This is a genomic window from Marinitoga sp. 1154 (genome assembly GCF_013363285.1).
In the GTDB taxonomy this organism is placed as follows: domain Bacteria; phylum Thermotogota; class Thermotogae; order Petrotogales; family Petrotogaceae; genus Marinitoga.
The window spans coordinates 62,476-82,288 of record NZ_LBFB01000003.1 but is presented as its reverse complement, the minus strand read 5'-3'; the positions used below and the strand labels follow the sequence as shown (position 1 = coordinate 82,288).

Annotated in this window: 16 protein-coding genes, 1 tRNA gene and 4 pseudogenes; 15 read left to right on the top strand and 6 right to left on the bottom strand. The window is 26.1% G+C overall.

Annotated features, from left to right (window positions below; translation table 11 throughout):
• Positions 1 to 6 precede the first annotated feature (6 nt).
• The 4 genes from XO12_RS02380 to XO12_RS02365 all read left to right on the top strand — a co-directional run bounded on the left by XO12_RS02380 (position 7) and on the right by XO12_RS02365 (position 2,480).
• Complete coding sequence (locus tag XO12_RS02380; RefSeq protein ID WP_047265036.1) at positions 7 to 462, top strand: hypothetical protein; 456 nt, start codon at positions 7 to 9, stop codon at positions 460 to 462.
• Positions 437 to 1,618, top strand: coding sequence for a TIGR04013 family B12-binding domain/radical SAM domain-containing protein (locus XO12_RS02375; protein WP_047265037.1), 1,182 nt, complete (start codon positions 437 to 439; stop codon positions 1,616 to 1,618). The genes XO12_RS02380 and XO12_RS02375 overlap by 26 nt, the downstream gene beginning before the upstream one ends.
• A 4-nt stretch (positions 1,619 to 1,622) precedes the next feature.
• Positions 1,623 to 2,327 carry a VCBS repeat-containing protein gene (locus XO12_RS02370; protein WP_175419635.1) on the top strand — a complete coding sequence of 235 codons (705 nt, stop codon included), beginning with the start codon at positions 1,623 to 1,625 and terminating at the stop codon, positions 2,325 to 2,327.
• Positions 2,328 to 2,405: 78 nt separating this feature from the next.
• A tRNA-Asn gene (locus XO12_RS02365) sits at positions 2,406 to 2,480 on the top strand.
• 208 nt (positions 2,481 to 2,688) lie between these two features.
• Here the strand turns inward: XO12_RS02365 and XO12_RS02360 are convergent.
• Together XO12_RS02360 and XO12_RS02355 are read right to left on the bottom strand one after the other, a co-directional pair.
• A pseudogene (locus tag XO12_RS02360) lies at positions 2,689 to 3,042 on the bottom strand (ATP-binding protein); the annotation flags it as partial.
• Between the two features lie 7 nt (positions 3,043 to 3,049).
• Positions 3,050 to 3,541, bottom strand: a pseudogene (locus XO12_RS02355) (DDE-type integrase/transposase/recombinase); the annotation flags it as partial.
• Positions 3,542 to 3,988: 447 nt separating this feature from the next.
• Here XO12_RS02355 and XO12_RS02350 point away from each other — a divergent pair.
• The 7 genes and pseudogenes from XO12_RS02350 to XO12_RS02320 all read left to right on the top strand — a co-directional run bounded on the left by XO12_RS02350 (position 3,989) and on the right by XO12_RS02320 (position 9,723).
• The gene (locus tag XO12_RS02350) at positions 3,989 to 4,219 is read left to right on the top strand and encodes a hypothetical protein (protein ID WP_175419634.1); all 231 of its coding nucleotides are present in this window, start codon (positions 3,989 to 3,991) and stop codon (positions 4,217 to 4,219) included.
• Between the two features lie 227 nt (positions 4,220 to 4,446).
• Entirely contained in the window at positions 4,447 to 4,899 is a 453-nt protein-coding gene (locus XO12_RS02345; RefSeq protein ID WP_175419633.1) for a DDE-type integrase/transposase/recombinase, read from the top strand.
• A gap of 103 nt (positions 4,900 to 5,002) precedes the next feature.
• Positions 5,003 to 5,287: pseudogene (locus tag XO12_RS02340) on the top strand (integrase core domain-containing protein); the annotation flags it as partial.
• Between the two features lie 550 nt (positions 5,288 to 5,837).
• The gene (locus tag XO12_RS02335) at positions 5,838 to 6,068 is read left to right on the top strand and encodes a hypothetical protein (RefSeq protein ID WP_175419631.1); all 231 of its coding nucleotides are present in this window, start codon (positions 5,838 to 5,840) and stop codon (positions 6,066 to 6,068) included.
• Positions 6,069 to 6,097: 29 nt separating this feature from the next.
• A complete protein-coding gene (locus XO12_RS02330) occupies positions 6,098 to 6,274 on the top strand; it encodes a transposase (RefSeq protein WP_175419630.1) in 177 nt (58 codons plus the stop codon).
• Between the two features lie 721 nt (positions 6,275 to 6,995).
• Entirely contained in the window at positions 6,996 to 8,903 is a 1,908-nt protein-coding gene (locus XO12_RS02325) for a hypothetical protein (RefSeq protein WP_175419629.1), read from the top strand.
• A 19-nt stretch (positions 8,904 to 8,922) separates the two neighbouring features.
• The gene (locus tag XO12_RS02320) at positions 8,923 to 9,723 is read left to right on the top strand and encodes a hypothetical protein (RefSeq protein ID WP_175419628.1); all 801 of its coding nucleotides are present in this window, start codon (positions 8,923 to 8,925) and stop codon (positions 9,721 to 9,723) included.
• 631 nt (positions 9,724 to 10,354) lie between these two features.
• Here XO12_RS02320 and XO12_RS02315 read toward each other — a convergent pair.
• Both XO12_RS02315 and XO12_RS11215 read right to left on the bottom strand, forming a co-directional pair.
• Positions 10,355 to 11,242, bottom strand: coding sequence for an IS256 family transposase (locus XO12_RS02315; RefSeq protein ID WP_217683619.1), 888 nt, complete (start codon positions 11,240 to 11,242; stop codon positions 10,355 to 10,357).
• Between the two features lie 10 nt (positions 11,243 to 11,252).
• A complete protein-coding gene (locus tag XO12_RS11215; RefSeq protein ID WP_217683618.1) occupies positions 11,253 to 11,480 on the bottom strand; it encodes a transposase in 228 nt (75 codons plus the stop codon).
• Between the two features lie 240 nt (positions 11,481 to 11,720).
• On the opposite strand from XO12_RS11215, the pseudogene XO12_RS11275 reads away from it, so the two are divergent.
• Positions 11,721 to 11,909: pseudogene (locus XO12_RS11275) on the top strand (ATP-binding protein); the annotation flags it as partial.
• A 390-nt stretch (positions 11,910 to 12,299) separates the two neighbouring features.
• On the opposite strand, the gene XO12_RS02310 reads toward XO12_RS11275, so the two are convergent.
• A complete protein-coding gene (locus XO12_RS02310) occupies positions 12,300 to 13,307 on the bottom strand; it encodes a hypothetical protein (protein ID WP_175419627.1) in 1,008 nt (335 codons plus the stop codon).
• A gap of 729 nt (positions 13,308 to 14,036) precedes the next feature.
• On the opposite strand from XO12_RS02310, the gene XO12_RS02305 reads away from it, so the two are divergent.
• The 3 genes from XO12_RS02305 (at position 14,037) to codA (ending at position 18,220) form a co-directional block, all read left to right on the top strand.
• Entirely contained in the window at positions 14,037 to 15,251 is a 1,215-nt protein-coding gene (locus XO12_RS02305; protein ID WP_175419626.1) for an iron-containing alcohol dehydrogenase, read from the top strand.
• A gap of 381 nt (positions 15,252 to 15,632) precedes the next feature.
• Entirely contained in the window at positions 15,633 to 16,955 is a 1,323-nt protein-coding gene (codB, locus tag XO12_RS02300; RefSeq protein WP_175419625.1) for a cytosine permease, read from the top strand.
• The gene (gene codA, locus XO12_RS02295; protein ID WP_197072634.1) at positions 16,952 to 18,220 is read left to right on the top strand and encodes a cytosine deaminase; all 1,269 of its coding nucleotides are present in this window, start codon (positions 16,952 to 16,954) and stop codon (positions 18,218 to 18,220) included. Before codB ends, codA begins: the two co-directional genes overlap by 4 nt.
• Before the next feature lie 54 nt (positions 18,221 to 18,274).
• Here codA and XO12_RS02290 read toward each other — a convergent pair whose 3' ends face one another.
• Positions 18,275 to 19,738 carry an IS1182 family transposase gene (locus XO12_RS02290; protein ID WP_175419624.1) on the bottom strand — a complete coding sequence of 488 codons (1,464 nt, stop codon included), beginning with the start codon at positions 19,736 to 19,738 and terminating at the stop codon, positions 18,275 to 18,277.
• Positions 19,739 to 19,813 lie beyond the last annotated feature (75 nt).

The window sequence follows — 19,813 nt, the reverse complement described above, 5'->3', positions numbered from 1 at the left end:
GAAAGAATGATTTATTCTGTTGCATTTTCTTTATTATTATCAGGATTAGCAGCATATTATCTTAAAACAAATATATTTTTGATGATTTTAGCGATAATTTTTGGATTAATTACAGCATTTTTCTCTTTTAAGTCAAAAAAGTACGATAAACTCACAATAACCTTTTTATTTATAGGCGTTTTGTTATCAGTGTTTGGCTTTATAAAAAAATTAGACATTAATTTGTTTGTTGTCATGGTCTTATTATCTACAATATTTTCATCCTTATATAATTATAAAAAAAATAGATTATATATAACTTTGGCCTGGATATTAAATGCAATTGCAATTGGAACATATATCTATATAAATGTTTCAGCTACTTCTGCAATAATTGTAGGAATTTTAATTTTTCTATCAGGTTTAAGAGATATAATGCCTAAAAAACATGAGGTTGATGAAATTGAAAAGGATAATATTTAGATTATTTAAATCTAATAGATATTCAATTGTTTCTTTAATAGGCGCTATTGAAAAGGAAAATATAGATATAGAAATAATGTTAGAAAAAAATTTTAGTAGAATACTTGAATATTCACCAGAAGAAACTCTAATTGCATATTCATTTATGAGTTTTGACATATTTGATGTTGAAAAAGAAATACCGATACTAAAAGAAAAAGGGTATAAAGTAATTGCAGGTGGTCCACACCCAAGTGCAATGCCAAAACAAACATTAAAAATAGGATTTGATCATGTTTTTGTTGGTGAAGGTGAAAAAACCTTCACTAATTTTTTGAAAATAGGAACGGACAGAAAAATAATCATATCAGATGAATTTGTGGACTTAAATTATTATCCGCCATTTGCCATAAAAAATAAACATTTTATGCCTATTGAAATAACTCGTGGATGTCCGTTTTTATGTGGTTATTGTCAGACGCCTAATTTATTTGGAAGAAAAGTAAGGCATAGAGATATAGAAATAATAATAGAATATACCAAAGAAGCCATAAAAAATAATAGAAAAATTGCAAGGTTTATAACTCCTAATTCATTTGGTTACGGCTCAAAAAATGGTGTTATACCAAATGTGAATAAAATCGAAGAATTGCTATATAGCTTGAAAAAAGTGGGGATTGAAGAAATATATTTAGGTTCCTTTCCCTCGGATGTAAGACCAGAATCAGTTACACCGGAAATTTTGAAAGTGATAAAGAAATATGTAAATAATAAAATGATTATCGTTGGTGCTCAAAGCGGAAGTGAAAAAATATTAGATAGAATAAAACGAGGGCATAATTTGGAAAAAGTTGAAAAAGCGATTTCCCTTATTTATGAAAATGGATTTATTCCATATGTTGATTTTATTTTTGGATTTCCATTTGAAACTGATGAAGATATAAAAATAACCTTTGAGTTTATGGATAAAATAACCAGGAAATATAATGCAGTTATCCATTCGCATACCTTTATGCCATTACCAGGTACACCATTATTCAACATAGGTCCTGGTAAATTAAATAAAAAGTATTATAAAAAATTAGGTGATTTATCAAGAAATGAAAAATTGGCTGGATACTGGCATAAGCAAGAATATTTATCTAAAAAATTATATAATCATTTTTTTGGAGGTTGATATAATGAGAAAAATAATTGTTATTTTATTGATGTTGTTTCCTTTATTTGTTTTTTCTGAAATAATAATTCAAAAAGATATTGATTTAAATAATGATTCTGAAAATGAAAAAGTTATATTAAATGGAAATTATGTAAGTTCAGTATATGTAGATAATTTAAAATTATCCATAATCGGAAAAGAATCAACAACAATAAATTTCGATTTTGGAGTATATGAGCCTGATATATCGTTTTATGATTTTGATGGAGATGGAAATTTAGATATTTTTTTTAAAGGATATTCAGGAGGAAGTGGAAATTATATATATTATTATATATATTCTTATGAAAAAGGTGAATTATTAAGTTCAAAACAAAGTTTAATAGATTTACAGGCAGAATTTATGGATAATTTCAAAGCTCTAATAAAATATAAAAATTATTATACATATATAGACCTATCAGACAGAAAAAAACAGTATATAAAAATGAAAGCATATAATGAATATGGTCAATTTACCGGGGATTACAAAAGTTTATTTTTGGGGGGAATTGCCGAATTAAAACCTGTTGATTTTGAACATGATGGCATATATGAACTTAAAGGAACTATAAGTTTGTCAGGACTGTTTCATGCAGATAGGATAGGGTATATCTATTTTATTTATTCCATAAGGGAAAAACAAATAAAGTGGTTAGAAATATCAAAAGTTATTTATGTAAAATAAAACATATTTTAATATTTGTAGCAAAAAATTTTCTTGATTTATAATGGTTCTTATGTTATAATATGTTTCAGAGCTCGTTCCGGCGTAGCTCAACGGTAGAGCGGGTGGCTGTTAACCACTAGGCTGGGGGTTCGAATCCCTCCGCCGGAGCCATCGATAAAATTCCCTTAGGGGTTAACCGAAACGTCCAGTTATCATACTGGACGTTTTTTATATTATTTTAAGATCATAACATGAATAACTAATAAAAGCGATATATTTTCTGGATATTTTAATAAACTATAATAAAGTTTACTTTTTTATTGTAAAAACAACTACAAGAATGTTAAAAAGGGGAAAATAAAAATGTACAAAAAAGGGATTAAGAATTAGAAACAGAATTAGCAAAAAAATCCATTTTTTCTTTTAATCGATATGAATCACCTTTAATCGAAATAACATGAGAATGATGCAATAATCTATCTAATATAGCTTGAGCTAAAACTGGAGAACCAAATATTTCACCCCAACTTGAAAATGGCATATTTGTTGTAATTATTGTACTGTGTTTTTCATATCTTTTTGATATTAATTGAAAAAATAAGTTTGAAGCATCTGTATCTATGGGCAAATATCCTATTTCGTCTATTATTAATACTTTGTATTTAGAAAAATGTTTTAATCTTGTTTCTAATCTATTTTCTTTAAGTGCTTTTTTTAATTGCGACATTAAATCTTGGAATTTGAATAATTTCAATTAATTCCTTTTCATCTTCAAAATCCTTATCATACGCTAATATCCAAGATATGAATTTATTTGCTGATTCAACCTTCCCTTTAGTATATGAATGTCTTGGCTTACATAATTTGATTTTAAATCCAAAATCTCTAGCAAATGCTTTCATTTTATAATTTATTCTTCTTCCTTTTTCTGTTATATCTACTACTGTTCTCATATTATCAAATAATATCTCTTGTGGAACACCTCCTGTTTTTTTAAATGCGTTTATTAAACATTCAAATACATCTTGTTGAGTTTTAGTTTCTCTGAGTTCAAAATAGCAGTATCTCGAATAGCCTAATTTGTAATTAAACACATTAATTTCAAATTCTTCTCCACTTCTTGAATACAACTTTATATTTTCTTTCCAATCAACTTGTGCTTGTACTCCTGGTAACGTTTCAAATCTTGGATGTCCCTTTGTCTTTTTCTTTTCTATCAACCCCTTTCTTTTCGTATTCACCCCTTACAAAATTTGGATAAAAAATAAGAAAGTAATATCATAAAATTGAAAAAAAGAAAGGGGTGTTTTTTAATGAGAAAACGAACTAATTATGAACCGAAATTTAAGTTGGCTTTTTCAGCAAAGCTGAAAAGATTTATGTTTCTTTATTATAAAATCATTTAATCCTATTAACTGCTGTAAGCAGTTAAAGAATATCTTTCTGATGATTCATTAACTCCAACATATTTTGCTTCGCAAAATAGAAATAGGTAAAAATTTTAATTATATAAAATCTTTTTTTATCTTCGATAAAAATGGGTTAAAAAATATAAAGATTCTGGTTATGACGATAATGTGTTTCATTCAAAAAAAGGCCGTCCTAGTTCTATGATTTCGGATATTTCTAAATCATGCTGCGCAAGCTGAATGATTTTTTATTTTATAAATTTTTTATATATGTTATATATATTAATTTTTTCTACTTATTTTTGCGAAGCAAATGATTCTATTATTTATGAATCTGCTGGCATTATTAAGTCTAATTCAAATAATACTAATGATTCTGTTGCTTTAGAGAAAAAACTTAAATATTATGAACGTCTTTTTCTTGAAAAAGAACTTCTTATTAAAATGCAAGAGGATGAAATTAATTTTTTGAAAAAAAAACGACAACAGCAAAGAAAGTAACTTTTATTGGTGATTTGTTGATTATTAATAAATATACTAACTTTGGTGTTTCTTTAGACTATTTGCTTAATCATTATAAGATTAAACGTAGCACTTTCTATTTTAAATCAAGATTGTTTTTTACTGTTAATCGTTATAGTAGGAAAAATAAATTTTTTAGAGGTTATTCTTTAAATACTAAAGGTGAAAAGATTTATGATGAGTATATTAAAAAGCTACTTATTGATTTGTTATCGATTGGTGATCCTTCTAACCCAGAGTTTTTCTACAAAACTCTGGGGTCTAAGAAACTTGCAGTTGTATTTAAACAAAAATACGGTATTATTATTAATCACAAAAAAATTCATAGATTAAGAAAAGAACTTAATTTAACTCGAAATTATCATCGTCATTCAAAACATCCTAAAAAAAGACCTAAAAATCATAATATTACTGGTCCTAATCAGTATTGGGAAGCTGATATTAAATTTGTTTTTACTAAAACTAATGGATTTGTTGGTATTCTAAGTATTATTGATTCTTTTGATAGGTCAATTGTTGGTGTTTATATTGGTAATTCTATTAAAGCTAAAGATTTTATCAAGACTGTTAAACAGGCTATTAAATTTAGAAATGCTACCCCTCAAAATTTAATTATTAGAACTGATAATGGTCCTCAATTCAAAGCTAATATTACCTAACTTTTTGGCAAAGCCAAAAATTATTCGGTTTTTATTTTTATTTTAATAATTACATTTCATAAACTTGCTTTTCGAAGAAAAGCCGTTTATGAGTGATCTCAATATTATTCATGAATTTGGATACAAAAATAATCCTAATTCTCAAGCTTTTATTGAATCATTTCATTCAGCTGTTCAAAGAGAGTTTGTTGAATATATTACTTTTAACGATATCGATGATGTTTATAATTATTACATGTCCTATATTTATTTTTATAATCATCTTAGACCTCATGGGTCTTTAAAGTATCTTACACCTGATTTCGTTTTTTATCTTTTTAATGATAATTTTAATGATTTTATTTCTTCTTATAATTTTTCTGATTTTTTCGTTTCTGTGAAAAAATGAGATTTCCTTATTTTTTGTCTATTTTTCGGGGGTCAAGCCGAGAAGGATACCATTATTTCTTTATCCTTTTTATACATTTTTGTTTATTTTTATTTTCTTCTTTTTGTTCTTTATTATTTTACCATTTACAAAAATTATAATTTTTCTAAACAATTGCAGCGATAGTTTTTGCTGTAATAGTGGGGTAATTTTAAAAATTCTCCAAAATATCTATTAATATATTTTTAACTTTAATCTCTTGATCTTTTATGGAATACAGGCTATATTTTTATTGAAATAGATATAATAATATAATTATTTTTCTATCAAGTAATTAGAAAGAAATATTTTAGTAATAATACAAAATTTCGCAATTTATGTAAAAAATAGAAAATAAATTCCATTAAGCAAAAATAACTTACTATGTTTACATTTGAAAAATAATATATTAATATGTTATAATAAAATGTATTCTCTAAAAAGTCAAGTAGTAAAATCTATCCTTTCTATAGCAAACAATACTGCAACAGCTCAAACTAAACTATTTGTTTTTTGTAAATTAATTTAGGTTTTGTATGTTATTCAAAATAATTATGGTTCTCTTCCAAAAGCAGTGGTTAAAAAAGAAAAAAATGATATTATAGTAGTGGAAGAAAAAAGAAGGAGAACCAGAATGATAAATGAATTGCCAATATTTTTTGAAAAAATACTAAATATAAATGAACCATATGAAACATATATACATGCGAGAGTACCAAGGATAAAAACAGAAAATAGGATAAAAATAATAGAAGTTCCTTAAAAATCCAAAAAATTTAACAAATAAACAAAATGAAAAAAGCAGCTAAGAGTTTATATAAACATATAAAAGGTATTCTTATGCATTTAAAAACAGGATTAACCAATGCTAAAATTGAAGGTATGAATTCAAAACTTAGAACTTTTACCAAAAGAGCTTATGGTTTTAAATCTTTTAAATGTTTATCCATTACTATTTCTTGGCTTTAAGTAAATTGTCTTTTCCCTAATTACCCATTCTTTTCGTGAGAGAACCCTTTTTTTATCTTCAGAACATGCAGATTTAGCGTTTTTTCATAAATCTTTAAAGAATGAAACGTATATGCAATTTTCTTATAATTAAATATTTTTTCAAATTTCAAAATCGTTGAATCCATTTTTACAGGACAATATATTTATATTTTTTAATCTAATTACCCATTTGTTTTGGAAGAAAACCATTTTTTTAAACATAAGTTTTTTCATTTAAAAATTGGTTTTATTATTTTTGTTTTATGTTTTTAAATATATTATCTTATTTTTAATTACCCACTCGAATCGTAATAGAACTAAGTAGTAAATATCTTAATTCTAAAACTAAATCCTCAGATTCAAATGATTTAACTACATAATCGCGTAATATATATATATATATATATATATATATATATAGCTTTAGCAATACTTTTAAAATCAATTTTATCAGTTTTTGAATGATTAAATGCTTTCATGAAATTTTTAAGAAAATATGGATGTAATACCAGAACATCGAACCATTTTTTGTTTAAAAATTATTTTAATGGCAAATGATAAGTTCCTGTTGACTTCATAGCAATCATATACTCATCATTAATGTTTTTAATAACCTCTAAAAGTTTATTAAATCCATCATATAATTGTTTATAATTTAATCTTTTAAAAAAATCCTGTTTTTTATGGGGGTATTGGTATTATGAATAAAAAAATGTTTTTTTTGGTAATGTCACTACTATTTATATTATATGGTTGTGGAGTTCCAAAAAGTGATTATGAGAAATTAAATGAATTATATCAATTAGAGAAAAAAAAATCATATGAGACGAAACTAAAATTAGAATCTGAAATTGAAGCATTAAAACAAATCAATAATCAATTGAATATAGATTATACTAATAAGTATGAATCTTTAAAAAGAACATTTTCGGAAGTCTCCACGGCCATGGTAGAAACGTTAAATAAATATAAAGATATTATTAATTTACAAAAAGATTTTATAAAAAAATATGATGAATCTTATTCTAATCTTTTGAATGAATTAGAAAGAAAAAAAATAGAAATAAATAAATTAAAATTAGATTATTTAAATATAAAAACACAATTTGTGGAAAAATCGGATTATATAAAGAGTTTATCTGAAAAGATTTATAATTTAGAAAATAGATTATCCGAATATAAAAGTACTATAACAAATTTAAATAACGAATTAATAAAAAAAGAAAATAATATTTCCAGGTTAAGTGAAGAAATAAATAATCTTGAAATTCAAAAAAAGAAACTAAATGATGATCTAAATCAAAAGGATTTGAATATAAAGAGTTTATCTGAAAAGATTTATAATTTAGAAAATAGATTATCCGAATATAAAAGTACCATAACAAATTTAAATAGCGAATTAATAAAAAAAGAAAATAATATTTCCAGGTTAAGTGAAGAAATAAATAATCTTGAAATTCAAAAAAAGAAACTAATTGATGATCTAAATCAAAAGGATTTGATTATAAAGAATATAAATACAACATTTTCCTCAATAAATAATGATTATTTAAAAAAGATAAAAAAGTATAACGAAGATTTAATTTTTTTTCAAGAAGTAAATAGGACGTTAAAATCAAAATATAATGATTTAGAAAATCAATATAAAAAATTAAATAATATGTATGATAATATAAAAAATGATTTTGAAAATATAAAGTCAGATTATGAAAATTTATTAAAGAAATATAATAATACTTATGATGCTTTAAATGAAGTGGCCTTTATGGAAGAAAAAATAAATAATTTATTAAAAAAGGAAAAAAATAATTTAATAAAAATAGAAGAATTAAAAAAAGAAAATGAAGAATTAAAAAAAGAGTTAATTTCTGGATATATAAATAATATAACTATTTCTGCAACAGATGATTCCTACATTATTGGGTTATATGAGAATTATAGAAAATTTATTGAAAAAAATTCTGGAAAAATTATCTTATTAAATTATTCAAATAATTCTTTTATGGAATCTTTTTATTTTAGTGAATATAAAAATGCTAAAAAGCATTTAAACTATGAGAAGGCTTTTGAATTAGCTTTAAATTATATACAAAGTAAAAAATCTGAAATAGATATAGAAAAATCTTTGTTTATATTTAACGAAATAGTTGAAGAGATTATAAATTCTTATTATGTGGATTTTTCTATTCCAAGAACTAAATTATTAAATAATGCCTTAGATCAGTTGTTCCCTTATTTTGTATCTTTTGATAGTGTAAAAAAATATTATGATGATTATATATTTTCCTATTTAGTAGTATTGGCAAATTCAAAATTATATAATGAAAAAATTAATGAAAGTAATTATAAAACCGTTTTAAGCTACATGAAGTTGTGTCATTTAATTAAAGGATCATTTGAAAGTGATTTAAATTTTGATATGGATATATTATCAAAAAAGTTTTTTGGATTAATACTTATAAACAATACAGATTATATGATATACAATATTGGTAAATTGACAAAAATAATTGATAATAATAATTCAAATTATAAAGTATATTATAATTTGGTATTGAATTCTACAAAAGATTCTTTTTTAAAAGATTTAATTTATAAAGATTTTTAGACAAAAAGGAGGAGTTTTTATGAAAAAAATTTTCGAGGCAGTTTTAGGAGTTATTATTGTGATGGTTGTATTTTATTTATTGTTCCCGACAACAGCTAAATCTCTATATTACACTATTATCGGAAAAAGAAATGAATTTGAAAATATGATGAAAATACAAAATGCTGTTAAACTTGCAGAAGCTGAAATAAAAAAAGAAGAAAATCTATATAATCAAACAAAGGAAAAAATAATTGATTTAAAATTGGATAAAAATAAATTGGAAAAGGAGCTTTCCGATATAAAAACAAAAGTTGAAAAATATAACGATGCTATAAAAAAATTAGCAAATAAGTATAAAGAAGCTGTAGATAAAGGATTAGATACTGTTATAATAGGTAGTTCTGTTTATACTCTTGAGCAAATAAGAAATGAAATGGTAAAATTAAAAAACGAAATTGAAAATAAGTTAAATCCCTTATTAGAAACAAAGAAGAATACTACAAAAGTAATGGAAGAATCAATAAAAAAATTAGAAATAATGTTAAATAATTATAATATAAAGATCGAAAAAGATAAAGCAAAAGTTGAAGAGATAAAAGCTAAAATTACTCAATACGGTGTTTCTAAAAAGATAAACGATTTATACAATGAATTTTATAACACAAAATCAGATACTTCAATAAACTCTATTTTAGATACAGTTGATCAAGAGCTTAGCAAATGGGATATGATGATTAAACAAACAGAATCTAATAATATAATAGATGAGTTAAACAACGAAAATGAACATACAGATGTTGAAAATTTTGTGGATTCATTATTAAACACAAATAATTGAAAATTTACAGAAATAGCTTATGGTAACTAAATTTTTAAAATAGGATTTTAAAAATTTTTAATCCAGTTTTTTACCGGATACACCACATTGTTTATTTAAACAACACTATAATAGGAAGTCACTAATAGAAAGTCACTGGTATTAAGTCAAGTAGCAAAAGAAAAAACAGAGAATAATTAAAAGAATTGTAATAAAGAAAAAGTTATTAGAAAAAAGAATAACAAAATATATGCACAGTGTGCAAAAGTTAAAAATATAAGATTTAAAAAATTTAAATTATATAATTTAAAAATGTTGTTTTTAGCTAGGGACTATCCAAAATTCTGTGTAAATTAATAATAGTTGGTTAATGATAATTATTATAAAATATTAGCAAATATAAAGTTTTTTCTTAGTTTTTCGTAAAATTAATACACTTTGTGAAATTTAAATGTTAGAGTTATAGTTTCATAGTGTTTATAATAATTTTTGTGTTAGATGTTAGTTGAGAATTTTTCTTTTTAATGAATATTCAATTTTTTGTTTTCATTCCTTTGTGCACATTTCTGTGCAGTGGTTTAAGTAATATTCACTTTTCAAAATGAATTTAATATTCAATTGTGATTTTATCTAATTTTTTTAAATATCTTTTTTAAAATATAGGCACTCTATCATCTCCAAAATATATTCTAAGTTCATTTAATATTTGTTCCCAATCTCTGATTCTATCAGTCCATTTTTCCGTTACTCTCATTGCTGCAAGATATATTGCTTTTATCAATGATTCATCTGTTGGGAATACATTTTTATTTTTTGTTATTTTTTTAAATTGTCTATGTACATTTTCTATAGGATTTGTGGTATATATCAGCTTTCTAATAGGTTCTGAATATTTAAAATAAACTGATAGCTTATCCCGATTGTTTTTCCATATTTGTACTGCTAAGGGGTGAGTTTCGCCCCATTTTTTTTCAAATTCTGCAAGTGCAGTCTCAGCAGCTTCAAGACTTGGAGCTTGATATATTGGTTTTAAATCTTTGGCTATAGCTTTTCTGTACTTATGAACAACATATTTAAATGTATTTTTTAACTGATGTACAATACACATTTGAACTTCAGTTTTTGGAAAAGCTGCTTGAATAGCATCAACAAAACCTGTTAATCCATCAACAGAAGCAATTAAAATATCCTTTACACCTCTTGCTTTTAAATCATTTAAATCACTTATCCAAAATCTTGAAGATTCAGTCTTTTCAATATATATACCCAAAATATCCTTATAACCATCAAGATTAATACCAATAACGTTATATATAACTTTTTTCCTTACAATACCATCTTCCTTTACAGAATAAAATGAAGCGTCCAAATATACAATAGCATATACTTCTTCCAAAGGTCTATTTTTCCAATCATTAATCAAAGGAATTACAGTATTAGTAATTAGACTAATTTTTTCAGCAGAAACATCAACATCATATATTTCCTTTATATGATCTTTAATATCCCTGACACTTAAACCTTTTGAATACAAAGACAATACCAAATCTTCAATATGTGTTTAATACTGAAATATGTCTTTGTCTTTTCTTAACAATTTGTGGTTCAAATTCACCATTCCTATCTCTTGGAACAGTTAATTCCATTTCTCCATTTTTGGTTATAACAGTCTTTTTTGAATAACCATTTCGATAATTGTCATTATCATCATTTTTTCTTGAATATTTTTCATATCCTAATTCATAATCCATTTCTGCTTTCAACATCTCTTCAAGCATTATTTTTACGAGCTTTTTACTTATATCTTCAACATCTTCCTAATCCTTAATACCATTTTCTTTTATATATTGTTTTATGAATTCTCTATCAACATTACCAAGAATTTTTTCATTTTCTTCTTTCCTTTTCCTTGGCATTGTGATCCCTCCACTAAATATCGTTCTTTTCTTTTTCACTTTCTTTTTATTTTTCTCTTCCTTTTTTTATTTTTACACAGTTTATATTATACTACCCCAGTTTTAGCTCAAGCTATATTAGACAGATTATTGCATCATTCTCATGTTATTTCGATTAAAGGTGATTCATATCGATTAAAAGAAAAAATGGATTTTTTGCTAATTCTGTTTCTAATTCTTAATCCCTTTTTTGTACATTTTTATTTTCCCTTTTTTAAACATTCTTGTAGTTGTTTTTGCAGACACTTCTAGGAAGAACATTCGACAGTTTTAAGAAACATTCGACAGTTTTAAGAAACATTCGACAGTTCTAGGAAGAACATTCGACAGTTTTAAGAAACATTCGACAGTTCTAGGAAGAACATTCGACAGTTTTAAGAACCGTTCGACAGTTTTAGGAACACGTTTTTTTCGGAATCTATTAGGATATTGATAAACAAAATATTTCAGCAATTGTTATTTTCTATATATAATTAATAAATACCGTAGCCAGAATTAACAATTCTCGGTGATCATGTAGAATATACTTTATTTAAGCTATGAAAAATTAGCAAATAAAAAAGTGTTACAATGTATGTCTAGGATCAAATGCAAAGTATTAATCATTGATTTTTAAATTTATATAGCGAAATTATATAAATATTATAAGAGTTCTTTAGAATTTGTTTTTATTGAAACATTTAATCCATTATTTTTTAAATCTTTAATCAAATCATTATTTGGTTTTGGATTTACTATTACTACTTTTGTATTTGGTTTTATATGAATTATAATATTTTGAAGTAGTTCATTTTTATCAAATTCGCTATATGAATGCCCTATTAAATATACAGTATCCACATTTTTAATTTTTGTTTTAAAATCAGCATAGCCAGGTTTTATCCATTGATAATTACTAATTTGTGAATATTCAGAAGGTAATACATATGGAGAAATTTTTCTTACCTTAAATAATTCATTTCTATCAATTCGAATTAAAGGTGTATCATTCCATGTAAAAGCATTATCCAAAGGGTATTTTAATTTATTTATATTTATCGCATTATTAGAGACTTCATAATCTACAGAACCATGTGGTTTTAATAATGGAATACCTGTAAGGCTTTCCCCTTCTATTCCAAAACTATGATATTCAATTTTATTTTTTTTCAATAGCAATTCGATAATAAGGTCATAATTAAAACTTATAATAAACTTTATTGATTTTTTATTTTTATTAATCCATTTAAAATAACTCCAGCATTCTATTTCTTTTTGGTATTTTTCGATTATTCTTTGAAAAGTGGAAAAAGCAAAGCTAAAGTAATGTTCTATTTCGTTTCTTAAAATCCCCCAAAGAAGAAGATAGTTAGGAGTATTATACTTATTACTTAAAAACTTTACAACCTTATTTTTATTAGAAAAAATATAATATAACATTTCAAAATCACTTTTATTTTTTCCAAAATTTTGGATTACTAAACTTAATTTTGGAAACATTTCTTCAAAATTTTTTGTTTTATATTCTTCTGGTTTATTAATTTTATCCTTCCAAGAAAATGGGTTTGAAGAATTCCAATATTCTTTAAGATTTAAATATTCTAAAAGATCTAGTGTTAAACCATTACCAACTATTAATGCTATTTTCTTTCTTTTGAATTTATAACTCATAACATCCCCCAATAAATATAGTTTAATATAATTATATTATTTTAAAAATTGAAATTCAAATAGTTAACCACTATTTAGTTTATATATCCAATACTCTCCGCCGGAGCCATTGATAAAATCCCCTTAGGGGTTAACCGAAACGTCCAGTTATCATACTGGACGTTTTTTATTTAGTAAAAACCGTATTAATTCTATAAAAAAGAAGCGGAATCTATATAAATTTATGTTATAATAAGAATGAAAAATAAATCTGGAGATGATTACAATGAAAAAACTACAAATAGGTGCACAAGATTATAAAAAACTAATAATAGAAATTATATAATAGAAAAGATTTAAAATAAAAAGATTTTAATCCTATATTTGCGTAGGCGTGAATATTTTCTTTGAAAATATTGAAAAGTTATTATTTAAAATAATAAATTATTATCCTATAACCCGTCGTAGGAGAGCGATAGCTCAAAAGTTTTTTATAAAATCAAAAATATTTAAACCAATACCCGCGGTAGCGTGTAAGGGCAATCTTCGAGCCTTCGTTTCATTTGAGACTTTTTAGACAGCCTATATAATTTATGTGTATGATATAATTCTATAGTGAAAATTAACACAAATATATTTTTTGAGAAATAAAAGTGTAAAATTTCACGTATATAATAAAGATGTGAAATAAAGAATGTAAAACTTTACTGTCACAAAGTGAAAAAAATCTCATTATGGAGGTGAATATTTATGTGGGAAAGTAAAATAAATATAAATTCAATTCAAGAATTTAGAGGAGCAACAAGGATGTATTTAGGAGTAGGTGCGCTTGAGAAATTTAATGATATTGCTAGCGATTTAGTGAAAAAAGGAATAAATAAAGTAATAGTGGTAACTGATGAAATTGTATATACAGTAACAAAAATAAAGGAAAAGATTGAAAAAATAATGGATGAAAAAGGTATTGAATATGTTGTTTATACAGGAGTTAAGCCTAACCCAAATGTAGATATGATAGATGAAGTAAAGAAAATGGGATTGGATTTTGGCGCAAAAGCTATTATAGGAGTTGGTGGTGGAAGTCATATAGATACAGCTAAGAGTGCTGCTATATTGTTAGAATATCCAGAATATACAGCAAGAGAACTTTATGAATTTAAATTCAGTGCAGAAAAAGCCTTGCCAATAATCGCTATCAATACAACACATGGAACTGGTACGGAAGTAGATAGATTTGCAGTAGCATCAATAGAGGAAAAAGGTTATAAGCCAGCATTAGTATACGATTGTATATATCCATTATATGCAATTAACGATCCATTAACTACCGTTACATTACCTGAAAGCCAAACAACATTTACATCCATCGATGCTATAAATCATGTTACAGAAGCGGCAACAACATTGGTAGCAAATCCTTATACGATATTATTAGCAAAAGAGACAATAAGATTAATCACAAAATATTTACCAGAAGCTAAAGCGGATCCACAAAATTTAACAGCAAGATATTATTTAATGTATGCTTCATCAATTGCTGGAACATGTTTTGATAATGGATTGTTGCATTTTACCCATGCTTTAGAGCATCCATTAAGTGGGATTAAGCCAGAATTACCACATGGTTTAGGATTAGCAATTTTATTACCTGCTGTAGTAAAAGCAATTTATCCTGCAAAACCTGAAGTATTAGCGGAAATATTCGAACCTATTGTTCCAGGACTAAAAGGAATACCTGGAGAAGCAGAAATAATAGCAAAAGGTATAGAAAAATGGCTATTCAGTGTAGGAGTGACTAAAAAATTATCAGATGAAGGTTATACAATTGATGATATTGAAAGGTTAGTTGATTTAGCATTTAATACGCCGTCATTGGATATTTTGTTATCAATGGCACCTATAAAAGCAACTAAGGAAATTGTAAAACAAATTTATCTTGATTCAATGAATCCATTGAATAAGTAACCACTTCTTCCTTTGTAATACGGCTCCCATTGGAGCCGTTTTTTGTTTTAATATAATTCAATATCGAAAATGATTGATGAAAAAAAAATTAATTCTCTGTTAGTATACGCAGGATATGGAATAATATTATTATCTCTACATTTATATTATACTATTATTAAGAAAAAATGAAAAATAAAAAAATAATAGATAATTTAGTATATTTGATATTTATCTATTCTAATTCAAGATGATTATTATAGAGAGAAATTGTTTTAACATTTTTTTTGTGAGATAATAACCTATAAGTAACCTTGTTAAGTGAATAAAAACAATAAAAATTAGAATATTAATTCTAATTAAATTTCTTTATAACTGAATTTTGTGTAAGGGGGGAGAAAAATGGCAGATGAAGAAATTTTAGAAAAGAAGAATGAAGAGTTAAAAGAAGGGTCAGAAGATTTTCCGTTGGTTGAAGTTCCAATATCAGAAAGGAAAGGGTTTTGGTCAATATCGGTAGTTTTATTAGGATTTACTTTTTTCACTGCAACGATGTGGGCTGGAGGTAATCTTGGAGTATCCTTTAAATTCTGGCCAGATTTGATGCTTTTAATAGTTGCTGGTAACTTGTTATTGGGATTATATGTTGCTATATTAGGGTATATAGCATTTAAAACAGGATTAAGTACAGTTCTTTTAGGAAGATATAGTTTTGGAGATTGGGGGAGTAAATGGCCAGATTTCATTTTAGGATTTACACAAATCGGCTGGTATGCCTGGGGAACTGCAACAATAGCTATTCTTTTGACAAAGTTTCTCAATTTACCCCAGGGATGGAATATACCGTTAATGATACTTTTTGGATTTGCTTTTTCATGGACTGCATATGTTGGATATAGAGGATTGGAATGGCTTTCAAGGTTTTCTGTGCCACTGATGACGATATTAATTATATGGAGTATGACAATAGCAACAAAGGATGCAGGAGGTTTAGCGGGAATTCTTGGGATAGAACCTACAAAGGATATGACAACAGCAGCAGCTATAACTATAATCTTTGGAACATTTGTTAGTGGAGGGACTCAATCTACAAATTGGACAAGATTTTCAAAGACAGCATATTCTGCTGTATTTGGATCACTTGTTGCATTTTTTATAGGTAATGGGTTAATGATTTTTGCTGGAGCATATGGTGGATTAGTTTATCAAGAGCCGGACATAGTAAATGTTCTTGTAAAACAGGGATTGCTATTTTGGGGGATAGTAATGTTATTTTTGAATATTTGGACAACACAGGATAATACAATTTATAATTTTTCTGTTGCAGGATGTAACTTTTTTAGAACAGAGAAAAGAAGATATTTTACAATTGGAGGCGCTGCAATAGGAACTATTTTAGCAATATTGGGAATGTATAATTGGCTTATTCCATGGCTTGTTCTTCTTGGAACGTTTATTCCACCAATAGGTGGAGTAATTATGGCAGACTTTTTTTACAAACATAAAATGAAATATCCAAAAATTACAAATATAAAATTTCAAAAATTTAATTGGTCTGGAGTTTTAGGTTATATTGCAGGAGCTTTAATTGCAAAATATAGCCCCGGTGTTCCTCCAATTAATGGTATTATAGGAGCATTTGTGTTTTATGTAATTTTTGATATATTGTTAAAAGTATTTGGAATAAATAATAATCATGAAATAGTTGTAGGTGAAGAATCATGAAAATGATAATAAGAAATGCGCATATTGGCGAAGATAAAGAATTAAAAGATATTTTTATTGAAAATGGAAAAATAATAAAAATAGGAAAAATTGAAGAAAAGGCAGAAATAGAAATTGACGCAGATGGAAAATTGGTGTCGCCACCATTTGTTGATCCTCATGTTCATCTTGATGCAGTACTTACTGTAGGCGATCCTCAATATAATATATCAGGAACGTTATGGGAAGGAATAGAAATATGGAGCAAAAGAAAATTGAAATTAACCCATGAAGATGTGAAAAAACGAGCTAAAGAGGCTTTGAAATGGGCTGTGGCTCAAGGGATTTTAAAAGTAAGAACTCATGTAGATGTTTGTGACCCTGAATTAACAGCTTTAAAGGCAATGGTTGAAGTTAAGCAAGAAATGAAAGAATTAGTGGATGTTCAAATAGTATCTTTTCCACAGGAAGGGATAGTTAGTTTTCCAGATGGAGAAAATTTAATGAGAAAATCATTGGAAATTGGAGCAGATATAGTTGGTGGAATACCTCATTATGAATTTTCGAGAGATGATGGGATAAAGAGTATTGATATTATAATGGATTTAGCTAAAAGTTTTGATAAAGATATAGATGTACATATTGATGAAACTGATGACGATCAATCAAGATTTGTAGAATATTTAGCAGCTAAAACTATAAAAGAAAATTATTTTGGAAGAGTTACAGCGAGTCATATTACTGCTATGCATTCATATAATAACGCTTATGCTTATAAATTAATGAGTGTATTTAAAAAAGCTCAATTAAATGTTATAGCGAATCCGCTTGATAATATAGCTCTTCAAGGAAGATTTGATAATTATCCGATAAGAAGAGGCATGACTCGAATTAAAGAGTTATTAAAATCAGGAATAAATGTTGGATTAGGGCACGATTCTGTAATGGATCCGTGGTATCCGCTTGGAAGATATAATATGCTTCAGGTAGCTTTTATGGCTTTGAATGTTGGACATATGACTGGATATAATGAAATTAATGAGATCTTTGATGCAATTACATATAATTCCGCAAAACTTATGAATTTAAGTGACTATGGAATAAAAGAAGGAAATAAAGCTGATTTAATCATTTTAAATGCACCAAGTAAAATAGAAGCTATAAGACTTAGAAGTGAAGTGCTTTATGTAATAAAAAATGGAAACATTATAGCTAAAACAACTCCAGCTAAATCTTATGTAAATGATGAAGAAATAAGTTTTAGAGTGATAGGTATATATGAATAATTAAAAGCGACTCTTATGAGTCGCTTCAGATTGAAGACAAACCTCTTTGCTAAATCAAGCAGAGAGGTATTTTTTATCTTTGAAATATAAAATTGAGAAAATTTTTTTGATTTTTTGGAGAGCAAGAAGAAAATTTTGAAGTTTTTTCGAAAAATTTGAGGTTCCCTTCCTATTTCTCCATAGCCATATAGCCATTTTCTTCAAATTCATGGCTGCAAAGACTAATAAGGCTTCTATGGACACTTTTTCTTTTCCTCTTAATGTTGTCCATCTCATTGAATGTTTTTCTTTTAAATCTGCAAATACTCTTTCTATTGTTTCTTTTCTTCTTGAATATACTTCTTTTCCATACTCACTTAATCTGATTTTATCTGCTTTTTCTATTTCATCTTCCCAAATGTGTCGGGCTATTTTTTTGATTTTATCTTTACTTGATGTACATTTATCTAATAATGGGCACATTTCGCATATTAGTCTATCCGATTTATATTCTTTATATCCTTCTCTAGTGGTTGTTACATATTTTAATTTCTCTCCTTGAGGACATATATATACGTCTCTTTCTTTATCATATTTGAATTTTCTTTTATTCATCATTCCTTTTCTTCCTATTGGTCTTGTGTATGGTACTACTGGTATTATTCCTTTTTCAAATATTGATTTTATTATGAATCCTTTTTTATATCCTGCATCTATTGCAACTGCTTTTGGCTTTTTATTTGTATTTTTTATCGCTTCTTCTAATACTTCTTCAAACATTTCACTGTCATGGATATTTGCCCCTGTTACTTTTACTCCTAATACAAACCCATTCCTATCACTTGCTGCATGATAGGAATATGCAAACATCTTTTCTTTTCCCTGTTTATTTAACATTCCGCTTTCCGGATCTGTTGTACTTTCCTTTGTTTCTTTCTTTTTAGGTTCTTCTTTTTTAGGTTTTAATGGCTTTTTCCCGTGTTTTTTTCTATCTTCATTGATTTCTGCTTCTAATTTAGCCTTGTATGATTTTGTTTCTTTTTCAATTATTTTTTTTATGTATTTTTTCTTATTTGCATTTGCTTTTACATGAGTTGCATCTATGAATATCTCCTCTGCATTTATTAAATTATTTTTTATTGCTTCTTCTAATATGTGTTTAAATATCTTTTCAAATATATCTGTCCCTCTAAATCTTCTCTCGTAATTCTTTCCAAATGTTGAAAAATGTGGAATCTTCTCATGTAATCCATATCCTAAAAACCATCTATATGCCACATTGGTTTCTATTTCTTTTATTGTTTGTCTCATGGATCTTATTCCGAATATATATTGTATCAGCACTATTTTTATCAATACTACTGGATCTATACTAGGTCTTCCATTATCCTGTGAGTACTTATCTTCTACTAACTTATATATGAAATCAAAATTTATTGCTGCTTCTATTTTTCTTACTAAATGGTCTTCCGGCACTAAATCCTCTATTGCTACCATCTCTATTTGTCTTCTTGCATCTCTTTTCCTTTTGGTGATCATTTCTTTCACCTCCAAAAAAAAATCCAAGTAATCCCTATTTTTATTATACCAGGATTACTTGGACTTTGTCGACAG

Coding starts and splice junctions, on each gene's coding strand:
- XO12_RS02310 (WP_175419627.1), bottom strand. CDS start 13,307: ATGAGTTATAAATTCAAAAGAAAGAAAATAGCATTAATAGTTGGTAAT.
- XO12_RS02375 (WP_047265037.1), top strand. CDS start 437: ATGAAATTGAAAAGGATAATATTTAGATTATTTAAATCTAATAGATAT.
- XO12_RS02320 (WP_175419628.1), top strand. CDS start 8,923: ATGAAAAAAATTTTCGAGGCAGTTTTAGGAGTTATTATTGTGATGGTT.
- XO12_RS02325 (WP_175419629.1), top strand. CDS start 6,996: ATGAATAAAAAAATGTTTTTTTTGGTAATGTCACTACTATTTATATTA.
- codB (WP_175419625.1), top strand. CDS start 15,633: ATGGCAGATGAAGAAATTTTAGAAAAGAAGAATGAAGAGTTAAAAGAA.
- XO12_RS02330 (WP_175419630.1), top strand. CDS start 6,098: ATGAAAAAAGCAGCTAAGAGTTTATATAAACATATAAAAGGTATTCTT.
- XO12_RS02305 (WP_175419626.1), top strand. CDS start 14,037: ATGTGGGAAAGTAAAATAAATATAAATTCAATTCAAGAATTTAGAGGA.
- XO12_RS02290 (WP_175419624.1), bottom strand. CDS start 19,738: ATGATCACCAAAAGGAAAAGAGATGCAAGAAGACAAATAGAGATGGTA.
- XO12_RS02350 (WP_175419634.1), top strand. CDS start 3,989: ATGTTATATATATTAATTTTTTCTACTTATTTTTGCGAAGCAAATGAT.
- XO12_RS02370 (WP_175419635.1), top strand. CDS start 1,623: ATGAGAAAAATAATTGTTATTTTATTGATGTTGTTTCCTTTATTTGTT.
- XO12_RS02380 (WP_047265036.1), top strand. CDS start 7: ATGATTTATTCTGTTGCATTTTCTTTATTATTATCAGGATTAGCAGCA.
- codA (WP_197072634.1), top strand. CDS start 16,952: ATGAAAATGATAATAAGAAATGCGCATATTGGCGAAGATAAAGAATTA.
- XO12_RS11215 (WP_217683618.1), bottom strand. CDS start 11,480: ATGCTTGAAGAGATGTTGAAAGCAGAAATGGATTATGAATTAGGATAT.